The sequence below is a fragment of the Paracoccus yibinensis genome (genome assembly GCF_030846195.1).
GTDB classification, from domain to species: Bacteria; Pseudomonadota; Alphaproteobacteria; order Rhodobacterales; family Rhodobacteraceae; genus Paracoccus; species Paracoccus yibinensis.
The window spans coordinates 39,313-56,521 of sequence record NZ_JAVCWH010000008.1 but is presented as its reverse complement, the minus strand read 5'-3'; the positions used below and the strand labels follow the sequence as shown (position 1 = coordinate 56,521).

Below are 17,209 nucleotides of genomic sequence, written 5' to 3'. Positions count from 1 at the left end.
ATGTTTAAACATAGAAACAGCAAGCGCAAATGAAGGCGGCGGTCCGATGCAGATCCTCAGCAACGTCAGAATAGCCGGCATTGCCGCCGAATCGGGCCAATCCACGTTGTCCGGTCCTTCTGTCATCGTGACCGAAGGACCCCGAATCGCCTGGACCGGCAACGCCGCCAACCTGCCGGATGAATATGCAGGCGCCCCCCGCCGGGACCTGGGCGGGCGGGTCGTCACGCCCGGCCTGATCGACTGCCACACCCATGTCGTCTTTGGCGGAGACCGCGCCCGCGAATTCGAGATGCGGCTGGAAGGCGCCAGCTACGAGGACATCGCTCGCGCCGGCGGCGGGATCCTGTCCAGCGTCCGCGACACCCGCGCCGCGTCCGAGGACGACCTGCTGGCCCAGGCGCTGCCCCGCGTCGATGCCCTGCTGGCCGAGGGCGTCACCACCATCGAGATCAAGTCGGGCTATGGCCTGGATGTCGAAGCCGAACTGAAGATGCTGCGCGTCGCCCGCCGGATCGGGCAGGTCCGGCCGGTGACGGTGCGCACCACCTGGCTTGCGGCCCACGCGCTGTCCCCCGAATACGCCGCTGACCGCGCCGCCTATCTGCGCGATGTGGTGATGGCCGGGCTGGACCGCGCCCATGCCGAAGGTCTGGCCGATGCGGTTGACGGCTTCTGCGAAGGTATCGCCTTTTCGCCCGAGGAGATGGGCCTGGTCTTCGACCACGCCGCGACCTTGGGCCTGCCGGTCAAGCTGCACGCGGAACAGCTGTCGGACCTGGGCGGCGCAGCCTTGGCGGCGCGGCATGGCGCGATCTCGGCCGACCATCTGGAATACCTGGGCGACGACGGCATCGCCGCGATGGCCGCGTCCGGCACCGTCGCGGTGCTGCTGCCAGGCGCCTTCTACACCCTGCGCGAAACCAGGCTGCCGCCGGTCGCGGCGCTGCGCCGGGCGGGCGTGCCGATCGCGCTTGCGACGGACTGCAACCCCGGCACCTCTCCGCTGACCTCGCTGCTGATGGCGATGAACATGGGTGCCACGCTGTTCCGCATGACGCCCTCGGAATGCCTGGCGGGCGTGACCCTGCACGCGGCCCGCGCACTTGGCCTGGAGGACCGTGGCGCGATCCGGCCCGGCCTGCGCGCGGACCTGGCGGTGTGGGACATCGCCCACCCGGCCGAACTGTCCTATCGCATCGGCTTCAACCCCCTTCATGCCCGCATCGTCGGAGGCGATTTTGTCTGACCTGATCCTTGAACCCGGCGCGGCGACGCTTGCGCAATTGGAAACCGTCTGGCGCGGCGGCCATGCCGTGCGGCTGGACCCCGCCGCCCGGCCGGGGATCGAGGCGGCGGCGGCGCAGATCGCGGCGGCGGCCAGTGGGGCGGCGGCCGTTTATGGCGTCAATACCGGCTTCGGCAAGCTGGCCTCGGTCAAGATCGCGGCCGAGGACACGGCGACCTTGCAGCGCAACCTGATCCTGTCCCATTGCTGCGGCGTGGGCGAGGCCCTGGACATCCCCGCGACCCGCCTGATGATGGCCCTGAAGCTGCTGAGCCTGGGGCGCGGCGCGTCCGGCGTCCGGTGGGAGGTCGTGGCCCTGATCGAGGAGATGCTGGCCCGCGGCGTCACCCCCGTCGTGCCCGCGCAAGGATCGGTCGGGGCATCCGGCGACCTGGCCCCGCTGGCGCACATGACCGCCGCCATGATCGGCCATGGCGAGGCCTGGTTCGACGGCCACCGCCTGCCGGGGGCCGAGGCGCTGTCGCGGGCGGGCCTGACGCCGGTGGTGCTGGGCCCGAAGGAAGGGCTGGCGCTGATCAACGGCACGCAGTTCTCCACTGCCTTGGCGCTGATCGGCCTCTTCGAAGGCTGGCGCAACGCGGCGACCTGCATGGTGACGGCGGCGCTGTCCACCGACGCCATCATGGGATCGACCGCGCCCCTTCAGCCGGAAATCCACGACCTGCGCGGCCATCCCGGCCAGATCGAGGTGGCCCGGCAGATGCGCGCCCTGATGGAAGGGTCGGAAATCCGCGAAAGCCATCGCGAGGGCGACAGCCGCGTCCAGGATCCCTATTGCATCCGCTGCCAGCCCCAGGTCGCGGGTGCGGCGGTGGACGTGCTGCGCTTTGCCGGCCGCACCTTGCAGATCGAAGCCAATGCCGTGACCGACAATCCCCTGGTCCTGGGCGAGGGTCGGATCGTGTCGGGCGGCAACTTCCACGCCGAGCCCGTGGCCTTCGCCGCCGACCAGATCGCCCTGGCCTTGGCCGAGATCGGCGCCATCGCGCAGCGCCGCGTGGCGCTGATGGTGGACCCCACGCTGTCCCACGACCTACCGCCCTTCCTGACCCCGGCGCCGGGCCTGAATTCCGGCCTGATGATCGCCGAGGTCACCACCGCCGCCCTGATGAGCGAGAACAAGCACCTGGCCAATCCCTGCTCGACCGACTCCACGCCGACCTCGGCCAATCAGGAGGATCATGTGTCGATGGCCGCGCATGGCGCGCGGCGGCTGGGGCGGATGAACGCGAACCTGTCGGTGATCCTGGGGGTCGAGGCGATCTGCGCCGCCCAGGGCATCGATTTCCGCGCGCCGCTGCAAACCTCGGCCCGGCTGCGCGCGGTGATGGATGCGCTGCGCGCCAAGGTCCCGGCGATTGCCGAGGACCGCTATCTTGCCCCGGATCTGGAAGCCGCCGCCGCGATGGTGCGCGACGGCACGCTGATCCGGGCGGCGGGCATCGACGGGGTGGCGCTGTGATCCCCGATCCCGTCATCGTCGAACCGGGCGACGGCCCCGTCATCCTGGGCCTGCCCCATGTCGGGACCTGGCTGCCGGACGACGTCGCGGCCCGCCTGAACGACCGGGGAAGGCTGCTGGCCGATACCGACTGGCATGTGGAACGGCTGTATGCCGGGCTGCTGCCGGGGGCGACGGTGGTGCGCGCGACCTTCCACCGCTATGTGATCGACGCCAATCGCGGGCCGGACAATGAAAGCCTTTATCCCGGCCAGAACACCACCGGGCTGGTGCCACTGACCGATTTCGACGGCCAGCCGATCTGGACGCAGGAGCCCACCGCCCAGGACTTGGCCGACCGCACCGCCCGTTTCCATGCGCCCTATCACGCCGCCCTATCGGCCGAGATCGAGCGCGTGCGGGCCCGGCACGGGGTGGCGATCCTTTACGACTGCCACTCGATCCGGTCGCGGATCCCGTTCCTGTTCGACGGCACGCTGCCCGATTTCAACATCGGCACCGCCGGGGGCACGACCTGCGACCCGCGCATCCAGTCCGCGGTCGAGGCGATCTGCCGCGCAACGGGACGGACCATGGCGGTCAACGGCCGCTTCAAGGGCGGCTGGACCACGCGCCATTACGGCCGCCCCGCCGATGGCGTCCACGCCATCCAGATGGAACTGGCCCAGTCCACCCATCTGGCGACCGAGACCCCGCCCTTCGCCTTTGATCCCGCGAAGGCCGCGCCGCTGCGCGACACCCTGCAGCACATCCTTGCAACGCTTGCCGATCTGGCCCCCGATCTGAAAGGCTGACCATGACCAATCCCCGTCACAACATCCGCGACGTCTTTCCGGCCACCGGCACGGAACTGACCGCGAAAAGCTGGATGACCGAGGCGCCCTTGCGGATGCTGATGAACAACCTCCATCCCGACGTGGCGGAAAATCCGCACGAACTGGTCGTCTATGGCGGCATCGGCCGCGCCGCCCGGACCTGGGCCGATTTCGACAAGATCGTCGCCAGCCTGCGCGACCTGGACGAGGACCAGACCCTACTGGTCCAATCGGGCAAGCCCGTCGGCGTCTTCCGCACCCACAAGGACGCGCCGCGCGTGCTGATCGCCAATTCGAACCTGGTGCCGCACTGGGCCACCTGGGACCATTTCAACGACTTGGACAAGAAGGGCCTGGCGATGTACGGCCAGATGACCGCCGGGTCCTGGATCTATATCGGCACCCAGGGCATCGTGCAGGGCACCTATGAAACCTTCGCCGAGGCCGGGCGCCAGCATTACGGCGGCAACCTGAGCGGCAAGTGGATCCTGACCGCAGGCTTGGGCGGGATGGGCGGCGCGCAGCCGCTGGCCGCGGTGATGGCCGGGGCCTGCTGCCTGGCCGTCGAATGCGACGAAACCCGCGCCGACTTCCGCATCCGCACCCGCTATTGCGACGAGAAGGCCCATACCCTGGATGAGGCCCTGGCGATGATCGACCGCTGGACCAAGGCCGGAGAGGCCAAGTCCGTGGCCCTGATCGGCAATGCGGCCGAGGTCTTTCCCGAACTGGTGCGCCGCATGAAGGCGGGCGGCCCGCGTCCCGACATCGTCACCGACCAGACAAGCGCCCATGACCCGATCCACGGCTATCTGCCGCTGGGCTGGTCCGTGGCCGAATGGCGCGCGCGCCAGGACAGCGACCCCAAGGCCGTCGAACAGGCCGCCCGCGCCAGCATGAAGGCCCATGTCGCGGCCATGGTCGATTTCTGGAACGCAGGCGTGCCGACGCTGGATTATGGCAACAACATCCGCCAGGTGGCCAAGGAAGAAGGGTTGGAAAACGCCTTCGCCTTCCCGGGCTTCGTGCCCGCCTATATCCGCCCGCTGTTCTGCCGGGGTATCGGCCCCTTCCGCTGGGCCGCGCTGTCGGGTGATCCCGAGGACATCTACAAGACCGACCGGCGGATGAAGGAGCTGTTCCCCGACAACGCCCACCTGCACAACTGGCTGGACATGGCGCGCGACCGCATCGCCTTCCAGGGTCTGCCCGCCCGGATCATGTGGATCGGCCTGGGCGACCGGCACCGGGCGGGGCTGGCGATCAACGAGATGGTGCGCAACGGCGAATTGAAGGCCCCTGTGGTGATCGGCCGCGACCACCTCGATTCGGGCAGCGTCGCCAGCCCCAACCGGGAAACCGAGGCGATGAAGGACGGGTCGGACGCGGTCAGCGACTGGCCGCTGCTGAACGCGCTGCTGAACACGGCATCCGGGGCGACCTGGGTGTCGCTGCACCACGGCGGCGGCGTCGGCATGGGCTTTTCCCAGCATTCCGGCATGGTGATCTGCTGCGACGGGTCCGAGGACGCTGACCGCCGGATCGAGCGCGTGCTGTGGAACGACCCGGCCACCGGCGTCATGCGCCACGCCGACGCGGGCTATGACATCGCCCTTGATTGCGCGCGCGAACATGGGCTGAACCTTCCCGCGATCCTCTGATAACAGAGGCGCCGCAGCACCGCGTGCGGCGCCCACCAACCTGACCAACAAGGAGTAAAACGATGACCATCCACAACACCTTGCGCGCCGCGCTTCTGGGCCTTGCCGCCCTGGGCCTGGGCACCGCCGCCACGGCCGACCAGCTGGCCGACATCAAGGCGGCCGGCAAGATCGTCACCGCCACCGACATGCACTATGCCCCCTTCGACATGCTGAACAACGGCACCTACGAAGGCATCACCAAGGACCTGTTCGACGAGGTCGCCAAGGAACTTGGCGTCGAGCCGGTCTATCAGGACATCCCCTGGACGGCCGAGCTTCCGGGCCTGGAGGTGGGCAAGTTCGACATCGTGATCGCCCCCGTCACCATCACCCCCGAACGGCTGGAGCGTTACACCTTCACCCTGCCCATCGCCGACGCCACCGTGTCGCTGGTCAAGGCTGCGGGCAACGACGACATGACCAAGCCCGAGGACATCAAGGGCAAGACCGTCGGCGTCCAGCAGGGAACCGCGCAGTTCAAGCAGCTTGAAGCTTACGGCGAAACCCTGGGCGGCATCACCATCAAGGAATACGGCACCACCGACGAAGCCTATGCCGACCTTGCCGCCGGACGTCTGGACGCCGTGGCGGGTTCGCTTCCCAACCTGACCTATCTGGTCAAGTCGCGCCCGGAAACCTTCGCCCTGTTCGAGCCTGCCCAGTTCGGCGAACCGAAATACTTCGCCTGGGTGCTGCGCAAGGAGGAAGCCAGCGAATCCCTGGCCCAGGCCATCAACGACGCGATGCTGAAGATGACCGATGACGGCCGCGTCAAGGCCATCCATGAAAAGTGGCTGGGCACCTATTCGGAACTGCCGCGCGAAGTGCCCACCAACTGATCCGACCTCGCGCCGGGCGGCACGGCCCGCCCGGCGCGCTTCGCCCGACCTGCCCGCGACCCGTCAGACAGAGGTGCCATGTTCTCGATCCCGGTTTTCCTGGAAAGCCTCGTGCCGCTGTTCTGGGCCGCGCGATACACGCTGTTGATCTCGGTCGGGGGGATCGCCCTGGGGCTGGTGATCGGCACGCTGATCTGCGCGGCGCGGCTGTCGCCCTCGCGCTCCCTGCGCCGCTTTGGCGCGGTTTGGGTCAGCTTCCTGCGGGGCGTCCCGCTTCTGGTGCAGCTTCTGGTCTTCTATTACTCGCTGCCGCTGATCGGGGTGGACGTGCCGGCCATGGTCGCCGCCGTCTTCACCGTGGGTGTCTGCGCCAGTGCCTATATCTCGGAAATCTGGCGGGGCGCGATCAACGCCCTGCCGCGCGGCCAGGCCGAGGCGGCCGTGGCCATCGGCATGACCCCCGCCGACGTCTGGCGACGGGTGATCCTGCCGCAGGCGGTCACCATGTCGCTGCCCGCGCTGATCAACGAGCTGATCCTGCTGGTCAAGGCATCCTCGCTGGTGTCGGTGGTGGGCATCCTGGAGATCACCCGCGCCAGCCAGGCGCAGGCCGCGACCACCTTCCGCCCGCTCGAGGTCTATCTGGCGGCGGCCTGCATCTATCTGGTCATCAACCTCTGCCTTGCGGGTCTGGGACGCTGGCTTGAACACAGGACGGCCGTGTGATGGACCTGCTGCAACAATACGGCCCCGCCCTGCTGCGCGGCTTCGGCTTTACCGTCCTGTGCTGGGCGCTCGGCACGATCTTCGGCATGGGCCTGGGGCTGCTGATCGCGCTGCTGCGCCATTACGGTCCCCGCTGGCTGTGCTGGATCCTGCAGGTCTATATTGAGGTAATCCGCGGCACGCCCTTCCTGGTGCAGCTGTTCGTGCTGTATTACGGCGGCCCGCTGATCGGGTTGCGGCTGGACGCGCTGCCCGCCGGGCTTCTGGGCCTGACCATTTACGGCAGTCCCTATTTCGCGGAAATCTTCCGCGCGGGCTTCCGTGCCGTGCCCCTGGGGCAACTGGAGGCCGCGCGCGCCATCGGCATGACCGAAGCCTCCATCGTGCGCCGGATCCTGCTGCCCTTGTCGATGGTGTCGGCGCTGCCGGCGCTGATCAACTTCTCGATCATCCTGACCAAGGAAACGGTGATCCTGTCCATCATCACCGTGCCCGAACTGATGTATCAGGTCAGCCGCATGTCGGCGGAAACCTTCCGCTATGTCGAGGCGAACCTGGTCTTGGCCCTGTTCTTCTGGGGCCTGGTCGAGACCATTTCCCGCCTGGGCCGCCGGTTCGAGGCGCGCGTCACGAAACACCTCATCGAAAGGACATGACGATGCAGGCCTCTGCCGTCGAGATCCAGAAGGTCAACAAGTACTACGGCCCGTTCCATGCGCTGAAGGACGTGGACCTGTCGGTTCCCGCGGGCAAGGTCACCTGCCTGATCGGGCCGTCGGGATCGGGCAAGTCCACGCTGCTGCGCTGCATGAACTTTCTCGAGGAATACGACTCGGGCGAGATCCGCATCGACGGTCGGCTGATCGGCTATGACGCGCCGGGCCGCAAGATGGGGGGCCGCGCGCTGCGCGAGATGCGCCGGTCGATCGGCATGGTCTTCCAGCAGTTCAACCTGTGGCCGCACATGAGCGCGCGCGAGAACGTGGCCGAGGGGCTGCTGCGCGTGCGCGGCCTGCCCAAGGCCGAGGCGTCTGCCCGCGCGGCCGACGCGCTTGCCAAGGTGGGACTGGCCGACAAGATGGACAACCATCCCTCGCGCCTGTCGGGCGGCCAGCAGCAGCGCGTGGCCATCGCCCGCGCCATCGCCATGGAGCCGCGGCTGATGCTGTTCGACGAACCCACCTCGGCACTTGATCCCGAACTGGTGGGCGAGGTGCTGACGGTCATGAAGACCCTGGCCTCCGAAGGGATGACCATGGTGGTCGTCACGCATGAGATGGGCTTTGCCGCCCATGTGGCCGACCGCGTGGCCTTCATGGAACGCGGCGAACTGGTCGCCGCCGACACGCCCGACCGGATCCTGCATCAGCCGCAGGATCCGCGCATCCAGTCCTTCCTGCGCACCTATCACGAGCGCAACAGCTTCTGAGCGATCCCCGGCCGCAGGGCCGGGGACGCCGTTCAGGCCAGCAGGCCGCGCGCGATGATGCTGCGCTGAACCTCTGAACTGCCCTCGTAGATGCGGAAGATCCGCAGGTCGCGCAGATAGCGTTCCAGCGGGAAATCGCGGCAATAGCCGTATCCGCCGTGAATCTGCAGGGCGCGGTCGGCGATGCGCCAGGCGGCCTCGGACGCGAACAGCTTGGCATGGGCGCTTTCGGTGGAATAGCGCGCGCCGGTCCCCCGCAGCCGCGCCGCAGCCAGCCCCAGGGCGCGGGCGGCGGCAAGGTCGTTGGCGCTGTCGGCCAGCATCCATTGCAGCCCCTGGAAATCCGCGATGGGATGGCCGCCCACCTGCCGTTCCTTGGCATAGGCGACGGCCGCGTCCAGGGCCACGGCGGCGATGCCGGTGGCCTGGGCCGCGACCTCGATCCGGCCGTTGTCCAGAACCTTCATGGCAGTGCGGAAGCCCGTGCCCTCGGCACCGATGCGGTTTTCTTCCGGGACGAAGCAGTCGTCGAAGGTGACGCCAAAGACATGGCCGCCGCGCAAGCCCATGGTGCGTTCCGCCGGGGCGACGACGATGCCCGGCGTCACCTTCGGTTCGACCACGAAGGCCGACACGCCCCGCGCGCCCGCGTCAGGGTCGCTCTTGGCATAGACCACCATGAAATCGGCCGCGCCTGCGTTGGAAATGAAGCACTTTGCCCCGCGCAGCCGGTATCCCGCGCCGTCGCGCCGCGCCACGGTGCGCATGTCGGCGGGGTTCGACCCGGCCTGCGGTTCGGTCAGGGCGAATGCGCCCAGGCTGCCCGCCGCCGCCTGCGGCAGGAACCGCGCCCGCAGCGCCGCATCCGCCCCCAGATGCAGCGAATCTGTCGCCAGATAATGCGCCGTCAGCAGCGAGGCGGTCGATCCGCAGGCCCCCGCGACCAGCTCCACCGCGCGGTAAAGGGCGGGGCCGGACAGGCCAAGGCCGCCGTCCTCCTCGGGCAGGTTCAGGCCCATCAGGCCCAGTTCGGCCATGGCGGGCAGGTGGCAGGTGGCAAAGGTCGCCGTTTCATCCAGGTTGGCCGCGCGGGGCGCCAGCACCGCTTCGGCAAAGCGGGCGATCTGGTCCAGCACGGCCGCTTCGTCATCGCTCCAATCGGTCATCGTTCCGTCTCCAGTTCGGCGCGGATCGCGGCGCCATGTTCATCCAGGGCGGGCGCGGCACGGCGCGCGCCGCGCGGACTGCCCGAAAAATGCACCGGCTGTTCCGGCAGGCTGACCTGTCCCAGCACGGGATGGGCGACCGGGGTCGCCAGCCCCCGCGCCTGCGCCTGATCCGACAGCCAGGCGTCGCGGGCCGAGGCCAGTTCCGACGCGGGAACCCCCGCCGCCGACAGCGCCGCCACCGCCTGTGCCGGCGTCAGGCCGGACGCCCAGGCAGCAATCGCGCCGGCCAGGACCGGCTCATGCGCGCGGCGGCTTTCGTCGCTGGCCATGCGCGGGTCGTCCCGCAGAGCCGGCTGGCCGATCACGTCGCAGAAGGCCGAGAACAGCTTGTCGTTCAGCACGGCCACCGCGAAATGCCCTTGCCCCGCCGGATACACCCCGAAGGGCGCGGACAGCGCGTGGCGGTTCCCGGTGCGCAGGGGGTCCCCGTCGCACACCAGCACCCGCGCCGCGGCCGAAGGCATCATCGACAACAGCGCATCGAACAGCGCCAGATCGACCACCCGGCCCCGCCCGGTGCGGCTGCGGTCGAACAGCGCCACCATGATCCCCCAGGCCGCGAACAGGCCACCCGCCACATCCGCCATCGCCTCGCCCACCATCGTCGGCGCGCCTGCCGGATCGCCGGTCAGGTCCATCAGGCCCGACATGGCCTGCACGATGATGTCATAGGCGGGCCGCGCCGCATGCGGCCCGTTTTGCCCGAAGCCCGAAACCGAGGCATAGACCAGCCCCGGATTGACCGCCTGAAGGCTGGCCGCGTCCAGTCCCAGCCGGGCCATCACGCCGGGCCGGAAATTCTCGACCAGAACGTCGGCGCGTGCGGCCAGACCGCGCGCCGTCGCCAGGTCGCCGGGCGACCGCAGATCCAAGACGATGGACCGCTTTCCGCGATTGGCGGTCTGGAACAGCGCGCTTTCACCGTCGCGAAAGGGGCCGACATGGCGGTATTCGTCGCCGCCGGGTCCTTCGATCTTGATGACGTCAGCGCCCAGGTCGGCCATCAGTGCCGTGGCGTAAGGCCCGGCCAGAACCCGTGTGAAATCCACCACCCTGATCCCAGCCAGCGGTCTTCGGTCTTCGTCCATGACAGTCCCCATGCTTTTTCGCGGGACAGGATAGGACAGAGCAGGCTATAGGTAGAAACAATCTTTTCCAATGTTAGAAATCAGTGAAACCGATACCTATTGGCCTGCGCCAGATCATCTATCTGTTGGCTGTGGCGGAAAGCGGGTCCACCGCCGCTGCAGCGCGGACTGCAAACGTGTCGCAGCCATCGGTGTCGCAGGCCGTGGCCCAGGTCGAGGCGCATTTCGGCCAGCCTTTGTTCCTGCGCTTGCCGGGGCAGGGGATGCGGCCCACCCCCTTCGGGCGGCAAAAGCTGGCCGCGCTCGAATCCCTCTTGGCCCAGGCTCGGGCGGTCCTGGCCCCCGCCGCGGGGCCGGAGGGCGAGATGTCGCTGGGCGTCTATTCGACGCTTGGCCCGCGACACGCCCCCCGGCTGGTGCGCGGCTTCACCGCCCGCCATCCTGCCGCGAGGATCACCCTGGTCGAGGGCGATCTTGCCGAACTGGCGCAGGGCCTGCGCAGCGGGCGCATCGACCTTGCCCTGGTCTATGACGCGGGGCTGCCGGCGGATCTGGCGCTGACGCCCTTGCAGGCGGTCCCGCCCCATGCGCTTGTGCCGCCCGATCACCGGCTGGCCGGTGCCGGGGCCGTGTCGCTGCGAGATCTGGCAGAGGATCCGGTGATCCTGATCAACCTGCCGCACAGCCGCGGCTATTTCCTGTCGCTGTTCCAGATCGCGGGCCTCGCGCCGCGCATCGCCGCCGAAACCCGATCCATCGAGATGCTGCGCGCCATGGTCGCCAACGGCATGGGCGTCGGGCTTCTTGCGACGGACCTGCCGCATGATCTGGCCTATGACGGCGGCAGGGTGGTGCGCCTGGCCCTGACCGACCCGCTGCCCCCCAGCCGCATCGCCCTGGCCCGCGCCGCGGCCCTGCCGCCGACCGCAACCGCCTCGGCCTTTCTGGACTTCGCGGTTCGCGCAATGGCCGAAGCATGAGGGGAAGGAGTAAGGATTTGCCCGGCCTGACGGGGATCGCCGGTTCCGCGTGATCCTTTTGGCGTTGCCGGGGCCGCTGCCGGGGCTCTGGCGGTCGCCAGCTGAAGCCGCATCAGGACGCCCTTGCCGGGGCTTGCCCGTGGAAAGACGTGCCTGGCGCCGAAGATCGCCAGGCACCGACGGGACCGGCGGCCTTGCAGGGCATGGTCCCGCATCACCGTCCGGCCAGACGTCACATCACCCCCGGCCGCCGAACAGCTTGTTCAGCAAGCGGCTGAAGACCGATCCGCTTTCGACGGCGGGCTGCGGCGACGCGGCAGGACGATGCGGCGCCGAGGACGTGGCCGGCTTTGGCTGGGCCGGCGCTGTCTCGGCGCTCTTGCTGGCAGGGGCAGAGGGCAGTTTCCCCTCGCGCTTGGCGACATGGGTGGCGATGGCGTCCATCAGGGGCGGCGACAGCGTGTCATAGGGGGTCAGCCCCAGTTCGCGCAGCCGCGCCCGGATGCCGTCCATCCGGGACGGCGCCACACCGGATTCGATCACCGAACTGACGAAGGCCGCGAATTCGGGCGCGGCCCAGCCGTCTTCCTTGGACAGTTCGGTATGGACGAAGTCCAGGCCATAGAAGGGATGGTCCTTGTTCTCGATCCGGCCATACATGTGAACGCCGCAGCCCGTGCAGGCATACCGCTGGATCGGCGCGTCCTTGTTGACGATCTGCAGCTTGTCGCCGTTTTCCAGAACCTCGACCGCGTCGCGCGACACGACCGCGACCTGGCTGAAGATCGCGCCCTCGGGCTTCCAGCACTTGGTGCAGCCGCAGACGTGGTTGTGCGCCGTCTGTGCGCCGACCCGGACCCTGACCGGATTGGTCGCGCATTTGCAGGTCAGGGTGCCGCCGGTGAAATCCGGCCTGGCTCGCTTTATGCCGCCATCGACTGCAGGGTGAATAAGGACGGCCTGTGTATTTTCCATGGCATCTCCTCCGGTGACCAGATCATCCCAGTCTCTCTCCTGCCGGGACGAAAGGCAGACTATCAGAAAAATATGGTTCGGACACTTGGACTTAAGGGTGTTTTGACGGTGACGTCAAAAACCGAACCATGCTGGAGCGCCCGAATGATGTCGCCGGACAGACGCTTTCAGCCCACGCAACCGATTCGGGCATCTGAATGGCAGGCGTGTAAGCTGATTCCCCGTTATCGTCCCGCTCGGAACAAACCAGGCAGGCGCATAAATCCCATGGGGATTCGGCTTGGCAAAGCAGCCGCCTGCCAATGGTTTTCAGGTCCGACCCGCCGGGCGAAGCCTATTTCACCGCCTTTGATGCCGCCGCGGTCGAGCGGCGCACCACGATCTCGACCGGCAGGGTGGTCAACGTCTCGGCAGGCGGCTTGCCCGACAGGCTGGACAGCAGCCGCTCGGCCGCGATGCGGCCCAGGCGGCGGCGGTCCTGGCGGATCGTTGTCAGCGGAGGGCAGGAATAGGCGGCAAGCGCGATGTCGTCGAAGCCCACCACCGACACGTCCTGCGGGACACGGACACCCAGTTCCGACAGGCCGGAAATGCAGCCGATTGCCAACTGGTCCGAACTGCACAGGATCGCCGTGGGCCGGGACGGCATCCGCATCAGGTCGCCGGCCGCGCGAAAGCCGTCGCGGATCTCGAAGCTGCCGCCGGCGATGCGCGAAGGGGGAAGGGACAGCCCCGCCTGCGCCAAGGCAGCCTCGGCCCCCTCGCGCCGTTCGCGGGTCAGCACGTTGCCTTCGGGTCCGGTCAGCAGCGCGAAGTCGCGATGGCCCAGTCCGACCAGGTGCTGCACGGCCAGGGCCATGCCCGCGCGGTTATCGCTGCGCACGACCGGAAAGCCGCGCCCTTCGGGCCATTCGCAGGCAAAGACCACGCGGCCCGCCACATCGCCTGCCGCAAGATCGTCCAGGATGCCGGCCGGCAGGGCGCCGTCCAGGCATATCAGCCCGTCCGCCCGCGCGGCCTGCAGATGGGTGACGGGCGATTGCCGCCGCGCTTGCTGGGACAGGCTGTCGGTCACCAGCAGATCCAGGCCCGCAGGGGTCAGGCCGTCCTGGATGCCGGCGATGATTTCGGAAAAGAACGGGTTGCCCAGGTTTGGCACCATGGCCAGCACTGCATCGGCCCGACGCACCCGCAGCGAGCGCGCAAAGGAGTTCACGCGATAGTCGTGTTCTTCCACCACCGCCATGACCTGCGCCCGCGTTTCGGGCGAGACGCGGCCCGGATGGGACAGCGCGCGGCTGACCGTCGCCGTCGAAACACCCGCCAGCCGAGCGATGTCCTTGATTCCGATAGCCATGGTGCCCCGCCGATAGGTCTTCATGTAAAGGATTACATTTTTTCTTGACGCAAAGGCAATGGTCATGAGATGGAATCGCATAGCAATCGTTTACATCGACCTGGGAGAGGTCGAGCCGATCGCTGCCCGCGCGACCGTCGCGCCGGATCAACGGGAGGATGACAATGCAGAAGATTTCGATGCGCCGCCTGCTGGCGGGCGCTGCCGTGACAATTTTGCCTGCCGGAGCCATGGCGGCCGACCTGGAGGTGACGCATTGGTGGACTTCGGGCGGCGAGGCCGCGGCCGTGCAGGAACTGGCCCGCATCTTCGAGGAGCAGACCGAGCATGGCTGGGTCGACGGCGCCATCGCCGGATCGGGATCGACCGCGCGGCCGATCATGGTGTCGCGCATCATCGGCGGCGACCCGATGGGGGCCACGCAATTCAACCATGGGTTGCAGGCGCAGGAACTGGTCGAGGCCGGGCTGATGCAGGACCTGACCGAGGTGGCCGAGGCGAACGGCTGGCGCGACACGATCAACCCGGTCTCGCTGCTGGACGCCTGCACCTTCGAGGGCCGCGTCTATTGCGCGCCCTTGAACATCCATTCGCCGCAATGGATGTGGACCTCGCTGTCGGCCTTTGAAAAGGCGGGCGTCGAGCCTGCGACCAACTGGGAAGAACTGAAGGCCGCCGCCCCCGCGCTGCGCGAGGCGGGCATCCTGCCCCTGGCGCAGGGGATGCAGGGCTGGCAGACGGCGCTGCTGCTTTACGCGATGATCTCGGGGATCGGCGGGGCCGACTTCTACAACCAGGTGTTCGCCGAGCGGAACGAGGACGCGCTGAACAGCGACACGCTGAAGAACATCTTCGCCGAATATGCCATTGCCCGCGATCTGGCCTCGGGCGGCAATCTCAGCGACTGGAACATGGCCACCAACCGCATCATCGAGGGCACGGCCGCGGCCCAGGTCATGGGGGACTGGGCGCAGGGCGAATTCGCCCTGGCGGGCAAGTCCGCGGGCACGGATTACGGTTGCCATATCGGCCTTGGGGGCGAACCCGTCATCGCCACGGGCGGCGACGCGATCTATTTCCCGGTGAACGACGACGAGGCCGTGACCGAGGCGCAGCGCGCCCTGGCCCAGGTGATCCTGTCCGAGGAAGCGCAGGTCGCCTTCAACGCCGCCAAGGGTTCGCTGCCGGTGCGCGGCGACATCGACCTGGCCGAAGTGAACGAATGCACCAAGGCCGGGCTTGAAACGCTGAAGGCCGGCAACACCATCCCGACCATCGACCTGGTGATGTCGTCGGATTCGCGCGGGCAGATCGAGGATCTGACGGCCGAGTTCTTCGGATCGGACCTTTCCGCCGAGGACGCGCACGCGCGCTTCGTCGAAATCGTCCAGTCCGCGATGTGACGCCCGCGCCCGGCCCCCAGGGGGCCGGGTTTTTCCCCTGACCGGAGGCACCCTCATGGCCCGATCCGGCCCTCCCATCCGATTGCTCCAGAACTGGCCGGCCAAGCTGGCAGCCACGCCGATGATCCTGACCGCCCTTGTGGTCTTCATCGGCTGCTCGCTGTGGACGGTGGTCCATTCCTTCACCAATTCGCGCCTGCTGCCCCGGCTGGATTTCGTGGGCCTGGCGCAATACGAGCGGCTGTGGTCCACGCCCCGCTGGCAGGTGTCCATCGAGAACCTGGCGATCTATGGCATCCTGGCCCTGGTGCTAACGCTGGCGATCGGCTTTCTGCTGGCCGTGCTTCTGGACCAGAAGATCCGGTTTGAGGACGGGTTCCGCACCATCATCCTGTTCCCCTATGCCCTCAGCTTCATCGTCACGGGCGTCGTCTGGCAGTGGATCCTGAACCCCGACTTCGGGTTGCAGCACATCGTCCGCAGCATGGGCTTTTCCGGCTTCACCTTCGATCCGCTGAACGATTCCGGCCTGGTGATCCTGGCGCTTCTGGCGGCGGGCATCTGGCAGGGTGCGGGGCTGACCACGGTCATCATGCTGGCCGGCCTGCGCGGCATCGACGAGGACGTCTGGAAGGCCAGCCGGGTGGACGGCATCCCCGCCTTGAAGACCTATCTGTTCATCATCCTGCCGATGATGAAGCCGGTCTTCGCGACCTGCGTCGTCCTGATCTCGGCCGGGATCATCAAGCTTTACGACCTTGTCGTCGCGCTGACGCGCGGGGGGCCGGGCATCGCGTCCGAAGTGCCCGCGAAATACGTCTATGACTACATGTTCGGCAACCAGAACCTGGGGCAGGGCTTCGCGGCCTCGACCATGATGCTGGCCGCGGTGCTGGCGATCATCATCCCCTTCGCGCTGTTCCGCATGGGAAGGAAACGCCATGTCTGACGCGGCATATCCCGCGGCCGCCGCCGCGCCGCCCCGCAGCGCCGCCCCGCGCGGCCGGCTGCTGGACGGACCCGCAGGCCTTGCCCCCACGCGCCGCCTGTCGGGCAAGCGCATCATGATCTATGGCGGGCTTCTGATCTTTTCGGCCTATTACCTGCTGCCGCTGTGGGTGATGGTCATGACCTCGCTGAAGGGGATGCCCGAGATCCGCATGGGCAACATCTTCGCCCCGCCGGTCGAGATCACCTTCGAGCCCTGGGTCAAGGCCTGGTCGTCCGCCTGCACCGGGCTGAACTGCGACGGGCTGTCGCGCGGCTTCTGGAACTCGGTCGCGATCGTCATACCGGCGACGATCCTGTCGATCGCGGTGGCGGCGGTGAACGGCTATGCCCTGGTCAACTGGCGCTTCAAGGGGTCCGAGGTGTTCTTCACCATCCTGATCTTCGGCGCCTTCATCCCATACCAGGTGATGATCTATCCCATCGTCATCATCCTGCGCGAAATCGGGCTGATGGGGTCGGTCTGGGGCCTGGTGCTGGTCCATGTGGTCTTCGGGATGCCGATCATCACGCTTCTGTTCCGCAACTACTTCTCCTCGCTGCCGCCCGAGCTGTTCAAGGCTGCGCGGGTGGACGGCGCGGGCTTCTGGGGCATCTTCCTGCGCGTGCTGGTGCCGATGTCGCTGCCGATCTTCACGGTGGCGGTGATCCTGCAGGTCACGGGGATCTGGAACGACTTCCTGTTCGGCGTGATCTATACCCGGCCCGAAAGCTATCCGATGACGGTGCAGCTGAACAACATCGTCAACTCGGTCCAGGGCGTGCGCGAATACAACGTCAACATGGCCGCGACCCTGCTGACCGGCCTTGTTCCGCTGACGATCTACTTCCTCTCTGGCAAACTTTTCGTCCGCGGCATCGCCGCAGGCGCCGTGAAAGGCTGACC

15 protein-coding genes and 1 pseudogene are annotated in these 17,209 nt (G+C 67.7%); 12 read left to right on the top strand and 4 right to left on the bottom strand.

Annotated elements, in window-relative coordinates; all coding sequences use genetic code 11:
• Positions 1 to 46: 46 nt before the first annotated feature.
• From hutI to RAH32_RS15615, 8 genes are all read left to right on the top strand, one after another.
• Positions 47 to 1,249, top strand: coding sequence for an imidazolonepropionase (hutI, locus tag RAH32_RS15650; protein ID WP_306609053.1), 1,203 nt, complete (start codon positions 47 to 49; stop codon positions 1,247 to 1,249).
• Positions 1,242 to 2,771, top strand: a complete 1,530-nt coding sequence (gene hutH / locus RAH32_RS15645) for a histidine ammonia-lyase (RefSeq protein WP_373429725.1) — start codon at positions 1,242 to 1,244, stop codon at positions 2,769 to 2,771. The genes hutI and hutH overlap by 8 nt, the downstream gene beginning before the upstream one ends.
• Positions 2,771 to 3,565, top strand: coding sequence for an N-formylglutamate deformylase (hutG, locus tag RAH32_RS15640; protein ID WP_306609127.1), 795 nt, complete (start codon positions 2,771 to 2,773; stop codon positions 3,563 to 3,565). The genes hutH and hutG overlap by 1 nt, the downstream gene beginning before the upstream one ends.
• Before the next feature lie 2 nt (positions 3,566 to 3,567).
• On the top strand, positions 3,568 to 5,247 hold the full coding sequence (hutU, locus tag RAH32_RS15635; protein WP_306609051.1) for a urocanate hydratase: 1,680 nt from the start codon (positions 3,568 to 3,570) through the stop codon (positions 5,245 to 5,247).
• Positions 5,248 to 5,309: 62 nt separating this feature from the next.
• On the top strand, positions 5,310 to 6,128 hold the full coding sequence (locus RAH32_RS15630; protein WP_306609049.1) for a transporter substrate-binding domain-containing protein: 819 nt from the start codon (positions 5,310 to 5,312) through the stop codon (positions 6,126 to 6,128).
• A gap of 78 nt (positions 6,129 to 6,206) precedes the next feature.
• The gene (locus RAH32_RS15625; RefSeq protein ID WP_306609047.1) at positions 6,207 to 6,854 is read left to right on the top strand and encodes an amino acid ABC transporter permease; all 648 of its coding nucleotides are present in this window, start codon (positions 6,207 to 6,209) and stop codon (positions 6,852 to 6,854) included.
• Positions 6,854 to 7,510 carry an amino acid ABC transporter permease gene (locus tag RAH32_RS15620; protein WP_306609045.1) on the top strand — a complete coding sequence of 219 codons (657 nt, stop codon included), beginning with the start codon at positions 6,854 to 6,856 and terminating at the stop codon, positions 7,508 to 7,510. Before RAH32_RS15625 ends, RAH32_RS15620 begins: the two co-directional genes overlap by 1 nt.
• 2 nt (positions 7,511 to 7,512) lie before the next feature.
• Positions 7,513 to 8,283: an amino acid ABC transporter ATP-binding protein gene (locus RAH32_RS15615; RefSeq protein ID WP_306609043.1), complete on the top strand. Its 771-nt coding sequence runs from the start codon at positions 7,513 to 7,515 to the stop codon at positions 8,281 to 8,283.
• A gap of 32 nt (positions 8,284 to 8,315) precedes the next feature.
• On the opposite strand, the gene RAH32_RS15610 is transcribed toward RAH32_RS15615, so the two are convergent.
• The gene (locus tag RAH32_RS15610) at positions 8,316 to 9,449 is read right to left on the bottom strand and encodes an acyl-CoA dehydrogenase family protein (protein WP_306609041.1); all 1,134 of its coding nucleotides are present in this window, start codon (positions 9,447 to 9,449) and stop codon (positions 8,316 to 8,318) included.
• Positions 9,446 to 10,600 carry a CaiB/BaiF CoA transferase family protein gene (locus RAH32_RS15605; protein WP_306609039.1) on the bottom strand — a complete coding sequence of 385 codons (1,155 nt, stop codon included), beginning with the start codon at positions 10,598 to 10,600 and terminating at the stop codon, positions 9,446 to 9,448. The genes RAH32_RS15610 and RAH32_RS15605 overlap by 4 nt, the downstream gene beginning before the upstream one ends.
• 83 nt (positions 10,601 to 10,683) lie before the next feature.
• Between RAH32_RS15605 and RAH32_RS15600 the strand changes: the two genes are divergently transcribed.
• A complete protein-coding gene (locus RAH32_RS15600; protein WP_306609037.1) occupies positions 10,684 to 11,580 on the top strand; it encodes a LysR family transcriptional regulator in 897 nt (298 codons plus the stop codon).
• 399 nt (positions 11,581 to 11,979) lie between these two features.
• Here RAH32_RS15600 and gfa read toward each other — a convergent pair.
• Together gfa and RAH32_RS15590 are read right to left on the bottom strand one after the other, a co-directional pair.
• Positions 11,980 to 12,555: pseudogene (gfa, locus tag RAH32_RS15595) on the bottom strand (S-(hydroxymethyl)glutathione synthase); the annotation flags it as partial.
• A 334-nt stretch (positions 12,556 to 12,889) separates the two neighbouring features.
• Positions 12,890 to 13,936, bottom strand: a complete 1,047-nt coding sequence (locus RAH32_RS15590) for a LacI family DNA-binding transcriptional regulator (RefSeq protein ID WP_306609035.1) — start codon at positions 13,934 to 13,936, stop codon at positions 12,890 to 12,892.
• Positions 13,937 to 14,076: 140 nt separating this feature from the next.
• Between RAH32_RS15590 and RAH32_RS15585 the strand changes: the two genes are divergently transcribed.
• From RAH32_RS15585 to RAH32_RS15575, 3 genes are read left to right on the top strand one after another with little or no spacing between them, the layout of a single operon-like run.
• The gene (locus RAH32_RS15585; RefSeq protein WP_306609033.1) at positions 14,077 to 15,315 is read left to right on the top strand and encodes an ABC transporter substrate-binding protein; all 1,239 of its coding nucleotides are present in this window, start codon (positions 14,077 to 14,079) and stop codon (positions 15,313 to 15,315) included.
• 55 nt (positions 15,316 to 15,370) lie between these two features.
• On the top strand, positions 15,371 to 16,264 hold the full coding sequence (locus RAH32_RS15580; RefSeq protein ID WP_306609032.1) for a carbohydrate ABC transporter permease: 894 nt from the start codon (positions 15,371 to 15,373) through the stop codon (positions 16,262 to 16,264).
• Positions 16,257 to 17,207 carry a carbohydrate ABC transporter permease gene (locus tag RAH32_RS15575; protein ID WP_306609030.1) on the top strand — a complete coding sequence of 317 codons (951 nt, stop codon included), beginning with the start codon at positions 16,257 to 16,259 and terminating at the stop codon, positions 17,205 to 17,207. Before RAH32_RS15580 ends, RAH32_RS15575 begins: the two co-directional genes overlap by 8 nt.
• The last annotated feature ends 2 nt before the right edge of the window (positions 17,208 to 17,209 follow it).

Excerpts from the sequence above, each read along its gene's own strand:
- hutI (WP_306609053.1), top strand. The coding sequence starts at position 47 with ATGCAGATCCTCAGCAACGTCAGAATAGCCGGCATTGCCGCCGAATCG.
- hutU (WP_306609051.1), top strand. The coding sequence starts at position 3,568 with ATGACCAATCCCCGTCACAACATCCGCGACGTCTTTCCGGCCACCGGC.
- RAH32_RS15630 (WP_306609049.1), top strand. The coding sequence starts at position 5,310 with ATGACCATCCACAACACCTTGCGCGCCGCGCTTCTGGGCCTTGCCGCC.
- RAH32_RS15625 (WP_306609047.1), top strand. The coding sequence starts at position 6,207 with ATGTTCTCGATCCCGGTTTTCCTGGAAAGCCTCGTGCCGCTGTTCTGG.
- RAH32_RS15620 (WP_306609045.1), top strand. The coding sequence starts at position 6,854 with ATGGACCTGCTGCAACAATACGGCCCCGCCCTGCTGCGCGGCTTCGGC.
- RAH32_RS15615 (WP_306609043.1), top strand. The coding sequence starts at position 7,513 with ATGCAGGCCTCTGCCGTCGAGATCCAGAAGGTCAACAAGTACTACGGC.
- RAH32_RS15610 (WP_306609041.1), bottom strand. The coding sequence starts at position 9,449 with ATGACCGATTGGAGCGATGACGAAGCGGCCGTGCTGGACCAGATCGCC.
- RAH32_RS15605 (WP_306609039.1), bottom strand. The coding sequence starts at position 10,600 with ATGGACGAAGACCGAAGACCGCTGGCTGGGATCAGGGTGGTGGATTTC.
- RAH32_RS15590 (WP_306609035.1), bottom strand. The coding sequence starts at position 13,936 with ATGAAGACCTATCGGCGGGGCACCATGGCTATCGGAATCAAGGACATC.
- RAH32_RS15585 (WP_306609033.1), top strand. The coding sequence starts at position 14,077 with ATGCAGAAGATTTCGATGCGCCGCCTGCTGGCGGGCGCTGCCGTGACA.
- RAH32_RS15580 (WP_306609032.1), top strand. The coding sequence starts at position 15,371 with ATGGCCCGATCCGGCCCTCCCATCCGATTGCTCCAGAACTGGCCGGCC.
- RAH32_RS15575 (WP_306609030.1), top strand. The coding sequence starts at position 16,257 with ATGTCTGACGCGGCATATCCCGCGGCCGCCGCCGCGCCGCCCCGCAGC.